16 protein-coding genes and 2 tRNA genes are annotated in these 16,763 nt (G+C 67.8%); 5 read left to right on the forward strand and 13 right to left on the reverse strand.

Annotated elements, in window-relative coordinates; all coding sequences use genetic code 11:
* Nucleotides 1–172 precede the first annotated feature (172 nt).
* Genes MBELCI_RS04175 through petA form a run of 3 tightly spaced genes read right to left on the reverse strand, consistent with a single transcriptional unit; the run spans nt 173 to nt 2,945 of the window.
* Nucleotides 173–1,015 (reverse strand): cytochrome c1, encoded by an 843-nt coding sequence (locus tag MBELCI_RS04175; RefSeq protein ID WP_021692903.1) that lies wholly within the window; start codon nt 1,013–1,015, stop codon nt 173–175.
* Nucleotides 1,016–1,029: 14 nt separating this feature from the next.
* A complete protein-coding gene (locus tag MBELCI_RS04180; protein WP_021692904.1) occupies nt 1,030–2,373 on the reverse strand; it encodes a cytochrome b in 1,344 nt (447 codons plus the stop codon).
* Between the two features lie 11 nt (nt 2,374–2,384).
* A complete protein-coding gene (petA, locus tag MBELCI_RS04185) occupies nt 2,385–2,945 on the reverse strand; it encodes a ubiquinol-cytochrome c reductase iron-sulfur subunit (protein WP_021692905.1) in 561 nt (186 codons plus the stop codon).
* A 348-nt stretch (nt 2,946–3,293) separates the two neighbouring features.
* Between petA and MBELCI_RS04190 the strand changes: the two genes are divergently transcribed.
* Nucleotides 3,294–3,941 carry an outer membrane protein gene (locus MBELCI_RS04190; RefSeq protein ID WP_021692906.1) on the forward strand — a complete coding sequence of 216 codons (648 nt, stop codon included), beginning with the start codon at nt 3,294–3,296 and terminating at the stop codon, nt 3,939–3,941.
* A 75-nt stretch (nt 3,942–4,016) separates the two neighbouring features.
* On the opposite strand, the gene MBELCI_RS04195 is transcribed toward MBELCI_RS04190, so the two are convergent.
* From MBELCI_RS04195 to dapF, 3 genes are all read right to left on the reverse strand, one after another.
* Nucleotides 4,017–4,622 carry a glutathione S-transferase gene (locus MBELCI_RS04195; RefSeq protein ID WP_021692907.1) on the reverse strand — a complete coding sequence of 202 codons (606 nt, stop codon included), beginning with the start codon at nt 4,620–4,622 and terminating at the stop codon, nt 4,017–4,019.
* Nucleotides 4,623–4,790: 168 nt separating this feature from the next.
* On the reverse strand, nt 4,791–6,050 hold the full coding sequence (gene mtaB / locus MBELCI_RS04200; RefSeq protein ID WP_021692908.1) for a tRNA (N(6)-L-threonylcarbamoyladenosine(37)-C(2))-methylthiotransferase MtaB: 1,260 nt from the start codon (nt 6,048–6,050) through the stop codon (nt 4,791–4,793).
* Nucleotides 6,050–6,865 (reverse strand): diaminopimelate epimerase, encoded by an 816-nt coding sequence (dapF, locus tag MBELCI_RS04205; protein WP_021692909.1) that lies wholly within the window; start codon nt 6,863–6,865, stop codon nt 6,050–6,052. Before dapF ends, mtaB begins: the two co-directional genes overlap by 1 nt.
* 93 nt (nt 6,866–6,958) lie before the next feature.
* Here dapF and MBELCI_RS04210 point away from each other — a divergent pair.
* Nucleotides 6,959–7,034, forward strand: a tRNA-Lys gene (locus MBELCI_RS04210).
* A 115-nt stretch (nt 7,035–7,149) separates the two neighbouring features.
* On the opposite strand, the gene MBELCI_RS04215 is transcribed toward MBELCI_RS04210, so the two are convergent.
* The 5 genes from MBELCI_RS04215 to MBELCI_RS04235 form a co-directional block, all read right to left on the reverse strand.
* Nucleotides 7,150–10,254, reverse strand: a complete 3,105-nt coding sequence (locus tag MBELCI_RS04215; protein WP_021692910.1) for an efflux RND transporter permease subunit — start codon at nt 10,252–10,254, stop codon at nt 7,150–7,152.
* Complete coding sequence (locus MBELCI_RS20940; protein ID WP_500778219.1) at nt 10,251–10,613, reverse strand: hypothetical protein; 363 nt, start codon at nt 10,611–10,613, stop codon at nt 10,251–10,253. Before MBELCI_RS20940 ends, MBELCI_RS04215 begins: the two co-directional genes overlap by 4 nt.
* Nucleotides 10,507–11,331, reverse strand: coding sequence for an efflux RND transporter periplasmic adaptor subunit (locus MBELCI_RS04225; protein ID WP_021692912.1), 825 nt, complete (start codon nt 11,329–11,331; stop codon nt 10,507–10,509). The genes MBELCI_RS20940 and MBELCI_RS04225 overlap by 107 nt, the downstream gene beginning before the upstream one ends.
* A gap of 385 nt (nt 11,332–11,716) precedes the next feature.
* The gene (locus tag MBELCI_RS19150) at nt 11,717–12,727 is read right to left on the reverse strand and encodes a histidine kinase dimerization/phosphoacceptor domain -containing protein (RefSeq protein ID WP_052512673.1); all 1,011 of its coding nucleotides are present in this window, start codon (nt 12,725–12,727) and stop codon (nt 11,717–11,719) included.
* A gap of 154 nt (nt 12,728–12,881) precedes the next feature.
* Nucleotides 12,882–13,907 (reverse strand): LacI family DNA-binding transcriptional regulator, encoded by a 1,026-nt coding sequence (locus MBELCI_RS04235; protein WP_021692914.1) that lies wholly within the window; start codon nt 13,905–13,907, stop codon nt 12,882–12,884.
* 107 nt (nt 13,908–14,014) lie between these two features.
* Here MBELCI_RS04235 and MBELCI_RS04240 point away from each other — a divergent pair.
* Nucleotides 14,015–14,091: transfer RNA gene (locus MBELCI_RS04240), tRNA-Arg, on the forward strand.
* Nucleotides 14,092–14,280: 189 nt separating this feature from the next.
* The gene (locus MBELCI_RS04245) at nt 14,281–14,997 is read left to right on the forward strand and encodes a Crp/Fnr family transcriptional regulator (RefSeq protein WP_021692915.1); all 717 of its coding nucleotides are present in this window, start codon (nt 14,281–14,283) and stop codon (nt 14,995–14,997) included.
* Between the two features lie 4 nt (nt 14,998–15,001).
* Here the strand turns inward: MBELCI_RS04245 and MBELCI_RS04250 are convergent, their stop codons facing one another.
* Nucleotides 15,002–15,730: a winged helix-turn-helix domain-containing protein gene (locus tag MBELCI_RS04250; RefSeq protein WP_415143233.1), complete on the reverse strand. Its 729-nt coding sequence runs from the start codon at nt 15,728–15,730 to the stop codon at nt 15,002–15,004.
* Nucleotides 15,678–15,974, reverse strand: a complete 297-nt coding sequence (locus MBELCI_RS04255; RefSeq protein ID WP_021692917.1) for a hypothetical protein — start codon at nt 15,972–15,974, stop codon at nt 15,678–15,680. The genes MBELCI_RS04250 and MBELCI_RS04255 overlap by 53 nt, the downstream gene beginning before the upstream one ends.
* A 192-nt stretch (nt 15,975–16,166) precedes the next feature.
* Between MBELCI_RS04255 and MBELCI_RS04260 the strand changes: the two genes are divergently transcribed.
* Complete coding sequence (locus MBELCI_RS04260) at nt 16,167–16,631, forward strand: hypothetical protein (RefSeq protein WP_021692918.1); 465 nt, start codon at nt 16,167–16,169, stop codon at nt 16,629–16,631.
* Nucleotides 16,632–16,763 lie beyond the last annotated feature (132 nt).

Raw genomic sequence — 16,763 nt, forward strand, 5'->3', positions numbered from 1 at the left:
CGCGCAGGGAACACCGCTGTTACGGCCAATGGACATGTTTGCGCATTGGTGACGAGGCCATGCCGTGCTTCAGCGCGCCGCCGATGGGCAAAGCTTTCCCTTCTTTGGCGTCCTGACATGAAAAAAGGGCGCTCCTTCCAGAGCGCCCTCTCTTGCCGTCAGGCCCTTGCGATCACTTGTCGCGGGGGCCGTATTTGGCGCGGTGCCAGATCCGCTTGTTGGTGAAGTAGAGCAGCACCGCGAGCAGGCCGAGGAACAGCACGCCGGTAAAGCCGGCCTGCTTGCGCGCCATCATCTTGGGCTCGGCGGTCCACATCATGAAGGCGGTCACGTCCTTCGCTTCTTCCACGACGGAGGCTTCGTGGCCGTCCTCGTAGGTCACGTCGTCGCCCAGAAGCGGCGGCGGCATGGCGATCCACGAGCCGGGCACCTCGTGGTGGCCTTCGTCGTCGATACAGCTCTCGGGGAAGCCGCCCGAGGCGAAGGCCACGTTGTAGTAGCCCGCGAAATCCTCGGGGGCGCAAGCGGGCGCCTCCTCGTAGCCGGTCAGCAGGGAAGCGACGTATTCCGGCCCACCCATGCCTTTGAAGAGCTGGTTCAGGCCCGATCCGTAGGGGCCGTGGAAACCGGCGCGCGACTTGGCCATCAGCGACAGGTCGGGCGCTTCGGGCAGTGCGCTTTCGGGGAACTTGTCAGCCGGGGTCGCCGGGCGGAAGTCGTCGAGCTCCTCGTCGAAGGTCTCGAACTGCGCGGCATAGGCGCGGACCTGATCCTCGGGCAGGCCGGGGCCGCCCTCATCCGCGAGGTTGCGGTAGGAGACGTATTTCAGGCCGTGACAGGCGGCGCAGACCTCGGTGTAGACCTGTAGGCCGCGCTGCAGCTGCATCTGGTCGAAGGCCCCGAAGGGACCCTCGTAGGAAAAGTCGTAATCCGTGATGTGCGTCTCGGCCTCCGCGATAGCGGTACCGGCGAGGCCCATCGCCGCGATCGCGGCCAGGATGGCGGTTTTCAACATCAGTCTTGCCTCTCTCACTCGGCCGGCTTGACGACGGTGTGGGTGCCGCCGGTCTTGGGGTCGTAATGCGCGTTGAAATCGTCCTCGATCGTCGCGGGCATCGGCAGCGGCTTCTCGATCACGCCCAGAAGCGGCAGGATCACGAGGAAGTAGCCGAACCAGTAGGCCGCACCGATCAGCGAGATGTAGGGGTAGATGCCTTCGGCCGGCATTGCGCCGCCCCACATCAGGACGAAGAAGTCGACCACGAGCAGCGCGAACCACCACTTGAACATCGGGCGATACCGGCCCGAGCGCACCGACGAGGTGTCGAGCCACGGCGCGAGCGCGATCACCGCGATGGCACCGAACATCGCCAGCACGCCGAAGAACTTGGCGTCGACGATGCCGAAGGTGATCCATTCGGCGAACATCACGACCCAGACGTCGGCGGTGAAGGCGCGCAGGATCGCGTAGAAGGGCAGGAAGTACCATTCGGGCACGATATGCGCCGGGGTCGCGAGCGGGTTTGCCTCGATGTAGTTGTCGGGGTGGCCGAGGTAGTTCGGCATGAAGCCGACGATCGCAAAGAAGATCATCAGCACGATCGCCAGCGCGAACAGGTCCTTCATCACGAAGTAGGGCCAGAAGGGCAGGGTGTCGCGCTTGGCCTCTTCCTTCGAGGTGCGGCGCACCTCGACCCCGGTGGGGTTGTTGTTGCCGGTCGAGTGGAAGGCCCAGATGTGTACGACGGTCAGGCCCGCCAGAATGAAAGGCATCAGGTAGTGCAGCGAGAAGAAGCGGTTCAGCGCGGGCTGGCCCACGGCCGATGCACCCAGAAGCCAGGTCTGGATCGCTTCGCCCACGAAGGGGATGGCGCCGAACAGGCCGGTGATCACGGCCGTGCCGTGGAACGACATCTGACCCCAGGGCAGAACGTAGCCCATGAAGGCGGTGCCCATCATCAGCAGGTACATCAGGATGCCGATGATCCAGGTCACCTCGCGCGGCGACTTGTAGTTGCCGTAGTAGAGGCTGCGGAAAATGTGCGCATAGACCGCGACGAAGAACAGCGAGGCGCCGTTGGCGTGCAAGTAACGCAGCATGAAGCCGCCATTCACGTCGCGCATGATCTTCTCGACGCTCGAGAAGGCCATGTCGACATGCGGCGTGTAATGCATCACCAGCACGATGCCGGTGACGATTTGCAACGCCAGCGTGAAGGTCAGGACGATGCCCCAGATCCACATCCAGTTGAGGTTCTTCGGCGTCGGGATCATCAGCGTGTCATAGAGCAGGCCGAGGACCGGCAGACGGTTGTTGAGCCAGCGCTCGCCGCCTGTCTTGGGTTCGTAATGATCGTGCGGAATACCGGACATCAGGGGTCTCCTCAGCCGAGCTTGATGGTCGTCTCGTCGACGAATTCGGCGACGGGAATGGGCAGGTTGCGCGGCGCGGGCCCTTTGCGGATGCGACCGGCGGTATCGTAGTGCGACCCGTGGCAGGGGCAGAACCAGCCGCCGAAATCACCCTGCTCGCCCAGCGGCACGCAGCCCAGATGGGTGCAGATGCCCATCTGCACGAGCCATGTGCCGGTCTCGTCCAGCGCGCGGTTCTCGTCGGTCGCGAGGGCGGCGCCGTTCAGGTTCTCGTTCTGGGCCACCGGATCGGGCAGGGAGGCCACATCGACCTCGCGCGATGCGGCAATCTCCTCCTCGGTGCGCGAGCGGATGAATACCGGCTTGCCCTGCCACAGCACGGTGAGCTGGGTGCCCGGCTGGACGCCCGAGACGTCCACCCGGATCGAGGCGAGCGCCAGCACGTCGGCCGAGGGGTTCATCTGGTTGACCAGCGGCCAGACTGCGGCACCGGCTACGACCGCCCCCGCGCCGGCGGTGGCATAGTAGAGAAAATCGCGGCGGGTGCCCTGATGATCGTCGGCGTGTGACACGGGTTGATCTCCGGTATGGCTGGGGCGGCGTCGCCCGGACGGCAAAAGACCGCGGGCCGTGACCCGCTTGGCGTTTTGGCGCTGTTTAGCCATCAATCCCGCGCCCGTCCAGCGGACAATACCGCGCAGGGCGGGGCACCCGAGGGCCGAGCTAGGTCTGGGTCCCGCACCGACAAGGGGGAGAAACCCGCCTGCCGTTGCGGGAATGCGACAACGGAAAATTGAAACGTTTCCCTGTTGGAGTTTGTATCTGTGATCTCCAGATTCGGGTGATAGTGGCGCGAGTCTGCTGCGCCTGCCCCGTACCGCCGATCCCTGTCCGCCACCGTCCGACCGAAAGTCAATCCGATGTCCCGCCTTGCCGCTTCGCTGATCCTGATCCTTCTTCCCGCCCTCGCGCATGCCGAGGTCGAGTTGAGTTTCTATGGCGGCGTGCAGGGCGCGCCGCATTCGGGCGTCACGGTCGACCGGCCCGGCACCGCAAGCGACCGCGATTTTACCGCCGGCTGGGAGGGCAACTCCTTCGACGCGCCGCCCTATTACGGCCTGCGCGCGACCTGGTGGCGCGAGAACAACCTCGGCTTCGGTGTCGATTTCAACCATACCAAGGTCTATTCCGACGCGGAAACCCGCGCGGAACAGGGGCTCGATACGTTGGAGTTCACCGACGGGCTGAACATCCTGACATTGAACGCCTATCGCCGCTTTCCCGACGCCGCCTACGGGCTGACGCCCTATGTGGGCGGCGGCTTCGGTGTCGCGGCGCCGCGGGTCGAGTATGACGATGGCGAGGGCCGCACAGACGAGTACCAGCTTACCGGCCCGGCGGTCGCGCTGATGGCGGGGGCAAGCTACTCCGTCACCGACAGCATGTCGGTCTTCGGCGAGTACAAGGGCACCTATTCGCAGAACGAGGCCGACCTCTTGGGGGGCGGCACGCTGGAATCGGACATCGTCACCAACGCGCTCAACCTCGGCGTCAGCTTCAACTTCTGATTCCGCAAGGGGCTAGGCCCGGCTCGGCCTTCGGCCAGCTTGCTCACCCCGATTGCCACGTCTTGTCCTTTCGCCTCAGGCAGGCGGGGCCGTGTTCACCATGCTGTCACGGGCTGCGAAGCGCTCGGCCCATGCGGCGAGCTGCGGTCGTCCCGCGCGCCAGTCGCGCCCGCCATGCCGCAGGTCGAGATAGCCCAGCGCACAGGCCACGGCGATCTGGCCAATGTCGATCTGACCCTCGAGATGGCTGATCCAACGTGCCTCGATCGCATCCAGCCCGCGTTCCACCTTGCGCCATTGTCCCTCGACCCATTTTGCCGAGCGTTCGGTCTCCGCACGGATACGGGTCTCGAGCACCATCGACAGCGCCGCGTCCATGATCCCATCGGCGGTCGCCTCGAGCGTCAGAACCTCCCAGATCCGGGCCTCGGGGTAGAGGCGCGCCCCTGCGCGGGCGTCGAGATACCGGGTGATGACGCGGCTGTCATAAAGCGCAGGGCCATCGTCGCGCACCAATGCGGGGATCTTGCCCAAGGGATTGGCGTGGATCACGTCCACCGGATCGCCAAGCGGGTCGGTCGCGGCGGCGATCTCCGTGACCTGATCGGCCTGACCTGTCTCGATCAGCACCACACGAACCTTGCGCGCAAAGGGCGAGGCGGGGGAGGTGAGAAGTTTCATGTGGAACACTCCGGTTGGCCCCGGGCAGTCAAGCAGTGTCCTTCGCGGCCCGCAAGGGGCGCAGCGAGGAGATCGGTGAGGGGCTCTCCTTCGCCGCTCTCCGAACTGCGTGGTTTCGCACTGCCACGAATGGGGCGAGGGCCGGACGCCGATCGAGGCGATCCGCGCTCAGGCGGTCAGCCGGCTCCCGCCCACCCCGGTGATCCGCGCCTCGACGATCCGGCCCTCGGGCTGGTCGGTGGCAAAATCAACCTCGGCGAAATGCTCGGTCCGCCCCATGCGCGGGCTTTCCATGAGGATGCGGTGCATCCGGCCGACCTGTGCCGCGAGATGCGCCTGCGCCGCCCGCTCTCCCGCCGCCCGCAACCGGGCCGCGCGCGCCTTGATTGCGGGCCCCCTGACCTGCGGCATCCGCGCCGCCGGGGTGCCGGGGCGCGGCGAGTAGGGAAAGACATGCAGCCAAGTGAGGTCGCACTCCTCGACCAGCCTGAGCGAGTTCTCGAACATCGCCTCGGTTTCGGTCGGGAAACCGGCGATGATGTCGGCGCCAAAGGTCATGTCGGGGCGCAGCCGCCGCGCCTCTTCGGCAAAGCGGATCGCGTCGTCGCGCAGGTGGCGACGCTTCATCCGCTTGAGGATCAGGTCGTCGCCATGCTGGAGGCTCAGATGCAGATGCGGCATCAGCCGTGGTTCGGTGGCGATGGCCTGCATCAGGTTCTCGTCCACCTCGATCGAATCGATCGAGGAGATGCGCAGGCGCGGCAGGTCGGGGATCAGCTTGAGAATGCGCATCACCAGATCGCCCAGCCGCGGCGTGGCGGGCAGGTCGGCCCCCCATGAGGTCAGGTCGACGCCGGTCAGCACCACCTCCTCATAGCCGCGATCCACGAGCCGCCGGATCTGTTCGACCACCACGCCCGCCGGGACCGAGCGCGAATTGCCCCGGCCATAGGGGATGATGCAGAATGTGCAGCGGTGGTCGCAGCCGTTCTGCACCTGCACATAGGCGCGGCTGCGGCTGCCGAAGCCGTCGATCAGGTGGCCGGCCGTCTCGGTCACGCTCATGATGTCGTCGACCTGCACCGGCTCGGTCACGCCGATCAGGTCGGGGGCCATGCCCTTCCATGTCTCGGGGTTCATCTTCTCGGTGTTGCCGATGACGAGGTCGACCTCGTCCATGTCCGAGAACCGCTTGGGGTCGGTCTGCGCGGCGCAGCCGGTCACGATGATCTTCGCGGTCGGATTTTCGCGCCGCAGGCGGCGAATCTCTTGGCCCGCCTTGCGCACGGCCTCGGCGGTGACGGCGCAGGTGTTGACCACCACGGCGTCCTCGACGCCCGCGCGCGTGGCGAGATCCTTCATCGCCTCGGTCTCATAGGCGTTGAGGCGACACCCCATGGTGGCGAAGATCGGTGCTTTTCGGTCCATCAGAGCCTCCAGACCCCGTCGAAGACATGCGCCGTCGGACCGGTCATCCAGACCCCGTCCCCGCGCCAGTCGATGTGAAGCGTGCCGCCGTCGAGATCGATGCTGACGGCCCGGCCCGTCAGCCCCCGCCGCGCCGCCGCCACGGCAACGGCGCAGGAGGAGGACCCGGAGGCCAGCGTCAGCCCCGCGCCGCGCTCCCAGACCCGCATGCGGATGCGGTCGGGACCCGTGACCTGCGCCACCTGTACGTTGGTGCGCTCGGGGTAGAGCGGATGATGCTCATGCGCCGCGCCGAAGCTCTCGATGTCGATGGCAGAAACGTCGTCCACGAAGAAGCTGCAATGCGGGTTGCCCATGCCGGTGGCGGTGGGCGCGCCCTCGATCGGCAGGGTGAGCGTGTCCATCTCGCGCGCCAGCGGAATCTCGTCCCAGCGCAGCTGCGGCTGGCCCATGTTGACCGCCACCAACCCATTGCCCGCATCGCGCGCGGCTAGGCGGCCACGCTCGGTGGTGATGTCGAGGGCGGGTTTGCCCGTGCGGGCCATCTCCCACGCCGCAATGCAGCGCGTGGCGTTGCCGCAGGCCGCAGATTGCGAGCCGTCGGCGTTCCAGAACACGAGATGCAGATCCGCGTCTTTGGCTGCGTGGATCGTCGCCAGCTGATCGAAGCCGACGCCGCGATGCCGGTCGGCGATGGCGCGCGCGAGGTCGGGCGTCACGGCCGTCACGGGCCCGCGCGCGTCGATCACGACGAAGTCGTTGCCAAGCCCGTGCATCTTCATGAACGGCAGGCCGGAGGGGGTGTTTTCCTGCATGGCGGGCCAATAGCAAAGCCAGCGAACTTAATCCAGAGAAAGGGTAATTTTGCGGTTGACCCCCCCGCCACTCCCCTTAGAGACCCGCCCAGTGGGCCGTTAGCTCAGTTGGTAGAGCAACTGACTTTTAATCAGTGGGTCGCAGGTTCGAATCCTGCACGGCTCACCACTGATCACTCCAGGATCATCGATCGCGGACGGGGCGGGAGCGCATGCCTTCCCCAGCCGCGGCATGCTGTCAGATAGAAACGTTCTTCCTTTATTCCACACTGCAGCCCGAAGCCCTACCCGCTTTTGGCCACGGCACGCTCGGCCATGGCCAGCTCGTCATCGGCCTCCCGCGCCCGCATCCCGGGGCGGGGGCCGAACCGTGCGATGAGCGTGTAGAGCGCCGGCGTCAGGAACAGCGTGAACAGCGTCGCCATGCCCAGCCCGCCGATGATCACCCAACCGACGGCAGCGCGCGCCTCGGCGCCCGCGCCGCTCGACAGAACCAGCGGCAGCGCGCCCAGCACGGTCGAGATCATCGTCATCATCACCGGACGCAGCCGCAGCCGCAGCGCCGTGCGGATCGCCGCCTCGCGCTCGAGGCCCAAGGCGCGCTGCGTGTTGGCGAACTCCACGATCAGGATGCCGTTCTTGGCCATCACCCCGACAAGGAGGACGAGGCCGATCTGGCTGTAATAGTTGAGAGATCCACCCGTGAACGCGATCGCCAGTGCCGCCGCCGCAAGGCCGAAGGGCACGGTCAGCATGATCACGATGGCGCTGCCGAAGCTTTCGAACTGCGCTGCGAGGACCAGCAACACGATCACGAAGGCCGCGCCGAAGACCATCGCGAAGCCGCGCGTGGTCTCGCCCAGCGCCGCCGCCTCGCCCAAGAGCACCAGCCGGGTGCCGTCGGGCAGCGTTTCGGCGGCCAGCGTCTCGAGCCGCGCCACCGCGTCGGCCAGCCTGTAGCCATCGCCCAGACCGGCCTGAAGCTCTAGCGCCGGGGCCGAATCCTCGCGCAGGAGGTCGGCGGGGGCGACCACCGTGTCGAGTGTGACCACGCTGCCGAGCGATAGGTGTCGTCCATCCTCGGCGCGCAGGAAGACCCCCGCCAGATCGCCGGGATCGTTGATCGCAGGGCCGGCGGGGACGATCTCGATCTCCATTTCCTCGCCGCCGAGGAACACCGGCCCCGCGCTCACCCCTTCGAGCATCGCGTTGACGGTGGCCGAAACCGCGGCCTCGTCGAGGCCCAGATCGCGCAGCGCCTCGTGGTCGAGACTGACTTCGAGCATCGGCTCCCATGCGTCGCTGGCCAGTTGCGGCGCGGTAAAGGCCGGATCGTCGAACATCGCGGCGAGCAGCGCCTCGGCGGCACCCGGCAGGGCGGCGCGGTCGGTGCTCGCCACGGCCACGTCGAGAGAGCCGCTGCCCGAAGCGCCGCGAATCCCGAGGCTGTTGCCGCCGATGACGCGGGCATTGAGGCCGGGGATGCCCGACAGTCGGGCCGAAAGGTCGCGCATCACCTCGGCCTGCGCCGTGGCGCGTTCTTCCCAAGGGGCGAGCTTGACGATGATGAAGGCCGTGTTTGCGCCGCCGCGCCCGCTCAGGCTCTGCACCAGATCGACCACCCCCGCCGCGCGGTAGGGGGCGAGGACCGTCTCGACCTGCGCCACGCCCTCGTCGAGGCTGTCGGCGGTCTGCCCCGCCGCCGCGCGCATGAATACCACAAAGCCGCCGCGATCCTCGTCCGGGGTGATCGCCACGGGCAGGTTGCGCGCCGTTCCCAGCGCGAGGATCGCCAGCGCGCCGCACAGCGCCAGCGTCAGCACCGGCGCGCGAACGATCCAGCCCACGAGACGGTCGATACCGCGTTCGGCCCAAGAGGGGGAGCGGGCCACGGCTTCGGTGCCCGGCGCGGTGCGGCCCGGATCGAGAAGCCCCGCGAGCATTGGAGCCAGCGTCAGCGCGGCCAGCGACGACAGGCTCACCGCGAAGGCCAGCACGAAGCCGAACTCGGAAAAGATGCCGCCCGCCTGTCCGGGCAGGAAGGAGATCGGGATGAACACCGCCGCCAGTGTCGCGGTGGTCGAGATCACCGCGAAGAAGACCTCGCGCGTGCCAAGGATCGCGGCGGCGCGCGGACCCAGCCCCTCGCGCCTGCGGCGCACCACGTTCTCGACCACGACGATGGCGTCGTCGACAACCATGCCGGTGGCCAACACGAGCGCCAGAAGCGTGATGGTGTTGACCGAGAACCCCGCCAGCCAGATCGCCGCGATGGTCCCGGTGAGCGCCACGGGAATCGTCACAGCCGGGATCAGCGTGGCCCGCATCGAGCCTAGAAAGGCATAGATCGTGACGATCACGATCCCCGTCGCCACGGCGATCGAGCCTGCGACCTCGCGCAGCGCGCCCTCGATGAAGACGCCGTCGTCGGATGTCACCATGAGGCTCACGCCCTCGGGCAGGGCGGGGGCGAGGGCCGCCACCTCGGCGCGCACGGCGCGCGAGATCGCCAGCGTGTTTCCGACGGACCGGCGCACGATATCGAGCCCGACCGAGGCCTGCCCGTCGATGCTGGCCCCGCCGCGCCCCGTCTCGACCGCGAGCCGCACCGTCGCCACGTCGCCCAGTCGGGTGCGCGCGTCGATGCGGGTCTGCGACAGGCTTTCGGTGTCGATGGCCGTGGCGGCGGCGCGCAACGCCAGCGTGCCGGTGTCGCTTTCGAGCGCGCCCAGTGGCGCGGTGCCGTCGAGAGCGTCGAGTGCCGTGGCGATGTCCGACAGCCCGAGGCCGCGCGTCAGCAGCGCCGTCATGTCGACCTCGACCCTGAAGAGCCGCGACTGGCTGCCCGTCACGGTCACCTCGGCCACGCCCTCGACCGAAGCGAGCCGCTCGCTCACCAGCCCCTCGGCCAGATCGGTCAGCTCCGGCAGGCCTGCCGTGCCGGTCAGCGCCAGTCTCAGAATCGGGTCGGCGTCGGTGTCGTTCTGCGCCACGGTGGGCGTCTCGATATCGGGAAGTTCGCGCAGCGTCTGGGCGATGATTTCGCGCGCGTCGTTGGCGCTGGCGTCCACGTCGCTGCCTGCCGCGAGGTCGAGCACCAGCCGCGCGCTGCCGTAATTCGAGCTGGCCGAGATCGTCTCGACCCCTTCGAGCCGCCGCAGCGCCTGTTCCAGCACCGCCGTCACCTCGCGCTCGACGACCTCGGGGGCGGCACCGTCATAGCTGGCACGCACCGACAGCACCGGCAACTCGACGCTGGGCAGCTCACGCAGATCGACGCCCAGAAAGGCCAGCCCGCCCGCGATCAGCACCAGCAGGTTCAGCACCAGAGCGAGAATCGGGCGCTTGACGAAGATGGCGGTGACGCCGCCCTGCGGGGCCGCGCTCATCCCCGACCCTCCGGCCGGGGCGACGGGGCCGGTCGCGCGGCGTCGTTCGGGCTGTCGACGGTCTCGTCTGCAACGTCCTGCGCATCGGGTGCGCGCCGCGTCGTCGGTGCCGGGCCAACGCCGCTGCCACGGGGCGCGGGTTCGGCGCCCACCACCCCGAGGCCGGTCACCGCGGCACCTTCGCGTAGCCGCGTGGCGCCGTCGGCCACCACCGTCGCCCCCGTCTGCAGATCGGCCTCGACCCAGACGCGGTCATCCTGCCGCGCGCGGATCAGCACGGACCGCTCGCGCGCCAACCCGTCCTCGACCTCCCAAACCCGGATGCCCTGCGCCGTGTATCCGAGCGCCGTTTCCGGCACGACCGGCAGCGCCTCGCCCTCGGCCGCCACCGACAGGTGCAGCGCCGTGCCCGGTCTGAGATTGCCTTGCGCGTTGTCGATCTCGGCCCGCAGCGCGACACCGCGCGTCACCGGGTCGACCGGCTGTCGATGGCGCTGATGCGCGCCACATAGACTTCGCCCGGCCGGCGGGGGCGCGCGCTTCGATGGTCGTGCCGATGTCGAGCAGGTCGAGCGCCTTTTCGGGCAGTTCGAAGGAGACCACGAGCCGGGCCGTGTCGTCGATGGTCGTCACCGCATCGCCTGATGACAGGCTCTGGCCGACGCTGAGGTCGCTCAGGCTCGCACGGCCTGAAATCGGCGCGCGGATCACCCGCTCGTCGAGGGCGATGCGGGCCAGTTCAAGCCGCGCCTGCGCGGTCTGCTGGGCCGCGCGCGCTTCGCTGAGTGCGCTGGCCTGAACCGCGCCGCTATTGCTCGCGGCGAGGGTTTCGTAGCGGTCGAGCGCGTCGGTGGTGCGGGCCAGCTCGGCCTCGGCGATGCGCAGCTCGGCGGCCTCGCGCTCGGAATCGAGCGTGACCAGCGCTGCGCCTTCGGCGACCTGCCGGTCGGCCGGCAGGGACAGCGCCGTGATCCGGCCCGACACCTCGGCCACGAGCGCCACGCTGGCGCGTGACTGCGCGGTGCCCAGCGCGGTGATCCGCTGCGAATAGGGGGTGACTTCGACGGTTTCGAGCACGGCGACCGTTTCACGGCCACCACCGCCGCCACCGGGCCTACCGGCCCCGCCCCGGCCCGGCCCGCGCCCCGTCGGGGCGGCCTGAGTGTCCGGCAGCTGCGCGCTTCGTTGCCGAAGGGCAGGCCGAAGGCGAAGGCATAGGCCCCGAGGAGGGCCGCTATGGCAAGGCAGGTTCTCAAGAAATGGCCCATGGGATCCGCTCGCTCTGCGCCGCCCGCCCCCGTGGCAGTCGGTCGATCCGTCATCGGGCACGTCCGCCGCCGAAGACGGCGCGCCGCGCAACGCGGATGACCCGTAAAGAGATCGCAGGCACGGGCCGCGAATTCCAGCACGGCATTGTCGCAGTTTGTCGCAGCCGGCCGCGGTGGCCGGGTGGTGCGCGGGCCTAGCCGGTCGGGAAGCGCAGCGTCACCGCCGTGCCCTCGGGGCCGGTGTCGATCACCGGGTCGCCGCCAAGCTGGGTGGCGAAGGACCGGACCAGCTTCTGGCCGATGCCGCTGGCTTCGGCATCGCGCGCCTCCGAGGCGAGGCCGCGGCCATCGTCGCGGATCTCAAGACGCAGCTCGTCCGTCCCGATGGTGTCGAGCGCCACGATCACGGTCCCGTCGATGCCGGGGGCAAAGGCGTATTTCAGGCTGTTGGTCACCAGCTCGTTGACGATCAGCCCCAGCGGCACCGCGATCCGGGTCGAGAGGCGCACGGGTGCGATACGGGCCTCGATCCGCACGTCGTCGCGGCCGATCGAGGCGGTGAGCCCGGCTACGATCTGGCCGAGATAGTCCCGCGAGCAGACGGTGTCGATCGAATCCGAGGCGTTGAGCCTGCGGTAGAGATTGGCCACCGCTTGCACCCGTCGGCCGATTCGCCCCAGCGCCAGCCGCCCCTCGCCTTCGGGGCGGGCACGCGATTCCATCGAGATGATCGAGGAGATGGTGCCGAGGCTGTTCATTACACGGTGGTTCAACTCGATCAAGAGCTGCCGGGCCTCGGCCAGCGCCTGCTCGCGCTCGGCCTCGATGCGCTTGGTCTCGGTGATGTCGCGAAAATGCAGCGCGAAGCAACCGAGCGGCTCGGTGGGCATGGCATGGACGTCGAAATACCGGCCCATGGCGGGGGATTCGTGTTGAAATCGCCGGGATTCGCCGTCGAAGGCGATCTGCCCATAGGTTTCGACCCAGAAAGGTTCGAGATCGGGGACCATCTCACGCGCGGTGCGTCCGATGGCGTCGTGCAACCCGGTCATTTCCTCGAACTGCGGGTTGGTCTGCAGGAACCGGTAATCGACCGGGCGCCCCTGCGCATCGGTCAGCATCTCGCACAGGCAGAATCCATCGGCCAGAAAACCCAATATGGAATCGATCTCGCGCGGTGTCATCTGCAGCGGCATTTTCGTCATGGCCCGCGCCCCCTTCGTCCGGGCATCTCCCGGCACTCGTCCAACCTCGGTGCGACTGTGGATAAGACGCTAGGCCAAGTGACAACCTATGCGAAGGGGGTATTGTCCGCAAAGCCGGGGATGTCCGGCTTCGTACGCGCTGCGAGACGGCCTCTCAGCGTCGCCGGAGCGTGTCGCCGCGCGCGATCAGCGGCGTCAGCTCCACCCGTTCGGCGCCGCCCTCGGCGGGGTTGGCGCAGCGCGCCGCGATGATCCGCGCCGCCTCGCGACCGATCTCGCGGCGGCAGGCGTCCATGGTGGCCAGCTGGCGCGGCAACCCGTCGAGAAGCTCGACCCCGTTGAACCCCGCGAGCCCGATCTGGCCGGGGATATCGAAGCCCTGTTCGAGCAGCCACAACAGCCCGCCCGCGCCGATCATGTCGTTGGAGAAATAGAGGAAGTCGAGATCGGGCGTCCGGGACAGCAGCGCCTCGGTCATCTCGCGGCCCTTCTTGAGGGCCGAGCCGCCCGAATAGAACTCCTGATCCGCGATCTCGACGCCTGCGCGGGCGAGGTGACGGGTGAACCCTTCGAAGCGTTTGCGGGCCCGGTGATCGGCGGGCATCTTGGTGCCCAGAAACCCGATGCGGCGATACCCCTCGCGCAGGATCGCCTCGGCCATCTCGCGTCCGGCGCGGCGATGGCTGATGCCGACGCAGGCGTCGATCGGTGCGCCGTCGCTGTCCATGATCTCGACCACCGGGATCTCGGCGCGCATCAGCATCGCCCGGCTTGCCTCGGTGTGCTCCAGCCCGGCGATGATCACCCCCGAGGGGCGCCAAGACAGCATCTCGAAGAGCACCCGCTCCTCGGTCTCGGGCAGGTAGTCGGTGACGCCGAACACCGGCTGCAACCCGGTCCCCGCCAGCGTCTCGGAGATGCCCGAAAGCACCTCGGGGAACACCATGTTGCCCAAGGAGGGGATGATCACGGCCACGAGGTTGACCCGGCTCGACGCCAATGATCCCGCGATGCGGTTGGGCACGTAGCCGAGCTTCTTGGCCGCCGCGCGCACCTTGGCGCGGGTGGCCTCGCTCACGTCGCCCTTGTTGCGCAGCACCCGGCTCACCGTCATCTCGCTGACGCCCGAGGCCTCGGAGACGTCGCGCAGGGTGAGGGGGCGGCGGGGCGGGATGGTCATGGGCAGGGTCCGGGGATGGAATGGGTGCCAGAGCTATAGGGCGAGGCGACGGGCTTGTCCAAGCGACGTTGACGGGCTGAACAAAGCCGGGCATGGAATGGAGGCGTGGCCCCGTGGCTCAACTGGATAGAGCAGCCCCCTCCTAAGGGGCAGGTTGCAGGTTCGAATCCTGCCGGGGTCACCAAACTCCTCATTGTATGATAGAATGTCGCACCATCCGGACGTTTGTGCGAGTCCGCACGGAACATTGCCTGATACTGGCGTTTACTGTTGCCTAGACTTAGCACGGATGGATGGGAACGACGTCGTCAAGGATGCATCCGACGGGGCCGAAACGCCCATGGAGCGATCGCCCTAGGGCAAGAAGGCATCAATGAAGGTCGAAGAAAAAGGCACACGAGGTGATGGCAACCAGCTGCTGGCCCGGATGCCCGCAGCGCTGGCCGATCTCATGCTGACGCATCTCGAATCCGTCGACCTGCCTCAGGGCATGATCATCGAACAACCCGACGAAGCGGTCGAGCATGTCTACTTCCCGACCCGTGGCGTCATCTCCATCGTCGCGATGACCCCCGAGGGCGGCGCCCGGATCGAGGCGGGCCTCGTCGGACGCGAGGGCATGTCCGGCTCCATGGTGGTGCTCGGCACGGATCGTTCGCCGCATCAGACCACGGTGCAGATCGGCGGCGCGGGCTACCGGATGGAGACCGCGCGGCTGCAGGAAGCGCTGCAGCAGGACGCCCTGCGCGAGCGGCTTCTGCACTACTGCCACGCCCTGTCGATCCAGACCGCGCATACCGCGCTCGCCAATGCCAAGCTCAAGCTCGACGCGCGCCTCGCCCGCTGGCTCCTGATGTGCCACGACCGGATCGAGGGCGACGAGGTGACGCTGACGCATGATTTCCTGTCGACCATGCTGGGCGTGCGCCGCGCCGGCGTCACCGTGTCGCTGCACATCCTCGAAGGGCAGGGGCTGGTGCGTGCCACGCGCGGGCTGATCCGCATTCTCGACCGCGAGGGGCTCGAGGAGATGGTGGGCGGCTGCTACGGCGTGCCCGAGGCGGAATACGCGCGGCTGCTGACGGGCTGAGCCGTCACAGCATCCGGATCACCGACTTGTCGATCGCCAGAACATAGCCCCGTTTGGCGATGTTCTTGACCAGAAGCTCGCTCACCAGCTGGTTGCCCAGCGTGTCGCGCAGCCGCTTGATCCGCGTGGCCCCTGCCGCCTCGTCGCAATCGGCGGCCGAGCGGCCCGAGATCACCGCTTCGATCTCCGAGCCCGACAGCACCTCGTCATCCATTCGCGCCTCGGCCAGCACCGACAGCGTCTCGATCGCCGCCGGTGTCAGCTTGAACTCGAAATCGTTGAGATGCACCGCGTTCTGATCGCGGCTGATGACTAGCGAATTGACCTCGATGCCCTTGCGCTCGATCCGGCCCATGCGGCGATTGAGCTGCACCAGCATCAACAGGAACGCCACCGCCGCCACCAGCATCGCCAGCGCGAAGGTCAGCAGCACGAAGATCACGAAGCGGTAGGAGGTGAGCGTCTCGGAAAAGGCAGTGCCCGACTGCGCGAGGATCTCCAGAAGCTTGATCTCGGCCTGCGCGGTCAGGTCGTCATTCTCGACGAAAAGTTGTTCGACCCGGGCGTTGAAGGCGTTGGCGTCGGGCAGGTTGACGAAAAGCAGGATCGCCGCTCCGACGAGCAGCAGCGCGATCGCGGCGAGGCCCGCCGTGACGATCCTGTTGCCCGCCTGCCTTGCTTCAGTAGCGGAGGTAGTAATCGCCTGCACTGTCCCGCCTTTTCTCCAGACCATCCTCGCCGAACAGGCTCATGATGGCGAGGAGTTTCCAACCATCCGAGCCGAGCCGCGGGCGCAGTTCGTCCGCGGCGGCTTCGGGTTGGTCGCATGGCGGGGAGATTTCGGCAACGCCGTAATGCAGCCTGAGCGGATCGTCGCGCTTGGCCTTGTAGTCGGCGTAGCAGGCCGCCTGCGCCGAGGCGGCGCCGGCGACGAGGAGGCAAAGGGTGAGTGCGAGGGTTTTCATGCCGTTCATCATGCGGCGTCGGCTCGTGCTATTCAATAACGGCTGGCGCGGGACGCCGCGTTATTGCCTGTCGGGCAGTTTGACCCAACTTTGCCGTCCAAGACCTGCCTCCCCCGGCCCCGCACCATCGGCCGGCCGCAGGGTATCCGCTCCGCCGGGAGCCGAAGATCCGCTCCAGCCGGAGCTGAAGATACGGAGACCGACATGGCTCGACGCCTCATCGCCGCGACCCTTTCGCTATCGCTCGGGCTGACCGGGCTGGCCCCCGCTCCGGCGCTGGCGCAGCAAGACGACCAGAACATGGGCCGCCTGATCGGCGGGCTGGTGGCGCTCGGCGTGATCGGCGCGGCGGCCAAGCAAGAGCGCGACAAGAAGAAGGACAAGCGCGAGAAGGCCGAGGCCAAAGCGCGCGAGGAGAGAGAGAAAGAGGCCAGGGAAGAGCGCAAGGAGCGCGAAAAGGACGCCAGAGAGGCGCGCAAGGAGGCCCGAAAGTCCCGCGAGCAGGCCGAAAGGGAAGCTGAGAAGGAGCGCGAGGAGCGTGAGGAGCGTGAGGCCGCCCGCGCCGAGGCCGAGGCCCGCGAGCAGGATCGCGAGGCGCGCGCCGGGCGGCACTCGGGGCGCTGGGCGCGCTCATCGGCGGCTCGGGCGGCGCGGCGGGGCTCGACGTGATCGGACGCGAACTCGGGGTGGATCTTGGATCCGTGCTTGGCGCGCAGACAGGCTCCGCTGGTGAAACCGAAGCCGAGGCGCGCGCGCGTGCCGAGCTGAGGCTCGCGCTGACGCCCAAGCCCGTGCCGAGGC

It is taken from the genome of Limimaricola cinnabarinus LL-001, from assembly GCF_000466965.1.
GTDB lineage: Bacteria > Pseudomonadota > Alphaproteobacteria > Rhodobacterales > Rhodobacteraceae > Limimaricola > Limimaricola cinnabarinus.

Excerpts from the sequence above, each read along its gene's own strand:
- MBELCI_RS04175 (WP_021692903.1), bottom strand. The coding sequence starts at position 1,015 with ATGTTGAAAACCGCCATCCTGGCCGCGATCGCGGCGATGGGCCTCGCC.
- MBELCI_RS04180 (WP_021692904.1), bottom strand. The coding sequence starts at position 2,373 with ATGTCCGGTATTCCGCACGATCATTACGAACCCAAGACAGGCGGCGAG.
- MBELCI_RS04190 (WP_021692906.1), top strand. The coding sequence starts at position 3,294 with ATGTCCCGCCTTGCCGCTTCGCTGATCCTGATCCTTCTTCCCGCCCTC.
- MBELCI_RS04195 (WP_021692907.1), bottom strand. The coding sequence starts at position 4,622 with ATGAAACTTCTCACCTCCCCCGCCTCGCCCTTTGCGCGCAAGGTTCGT.
- mtaB (WP_021692908.1), bottom strand. The coding sequence starts at position 6,050 with ATGGACCGAAAAGCACCGATCTTCGCCACCATGGGGTGTCGCCTCAAC.
- dapF (WP_021692909.1), bottom strand. The coding sequence starts at position 6,865 with ATGCAGGAAAACACCCCCTCCGGCCTGCCGTTCATGAAGATGCACGGG.
- MBELCI_RS04215 (WP_021692910.1), bottom strand. The coding sequence starts at position 10,254 with ATGAGCGCGGCCCCGCAGGGCGGCGTCACCGCCATCTTCGTCAAGCGC.
- MBELCI_RS19150 (WP_052512673.1), bottom strand. The coding sequence starts at position 12,727 with ATGACGAAAATGCCGCTGCAGATGACACCGCGCGAGATCGATTCCATA.
- MBELCI_RS04235 (WP_021692914.1), bottom strand. The coding sequence starts at position 13,907 with ATGACCATCCCGCCCCGCCGCCCCCTCACCCTGCGCGACGTCTCCGAG.
- MBELCI_RS04245 (WP_021692915.1), top strand. The coding sequence starts at position 14,281 with ATGAAGGTCGAAGAAAAAGGCACACGAGGTGATGGCAACCAGCTGCTG.
- MBELCI_RS04250 (WP_415143233.1), bottom strand. The coding sequence starts at position 15,730 with ATGGTCTGGAGAAAAGGCGGGACAGTGCAGGCGATTACTACCTCCGCT.
- MBELCI_RS04255 (WP_021692917.1), bottom strand. The coding sequence starts at position 15,974 with ATGATGAACGGCATGAAAACCCTCGCACTCACCCTTTGCCTCCTCGTC.
- MBELCI_RS04260 (WP_021692918.1), top strand. The coding sequence starts at position 16,167 with ATGGCTCGACGCCTCATCGCCGCGACCCTTTCGCTATCGCTCGGGCTG.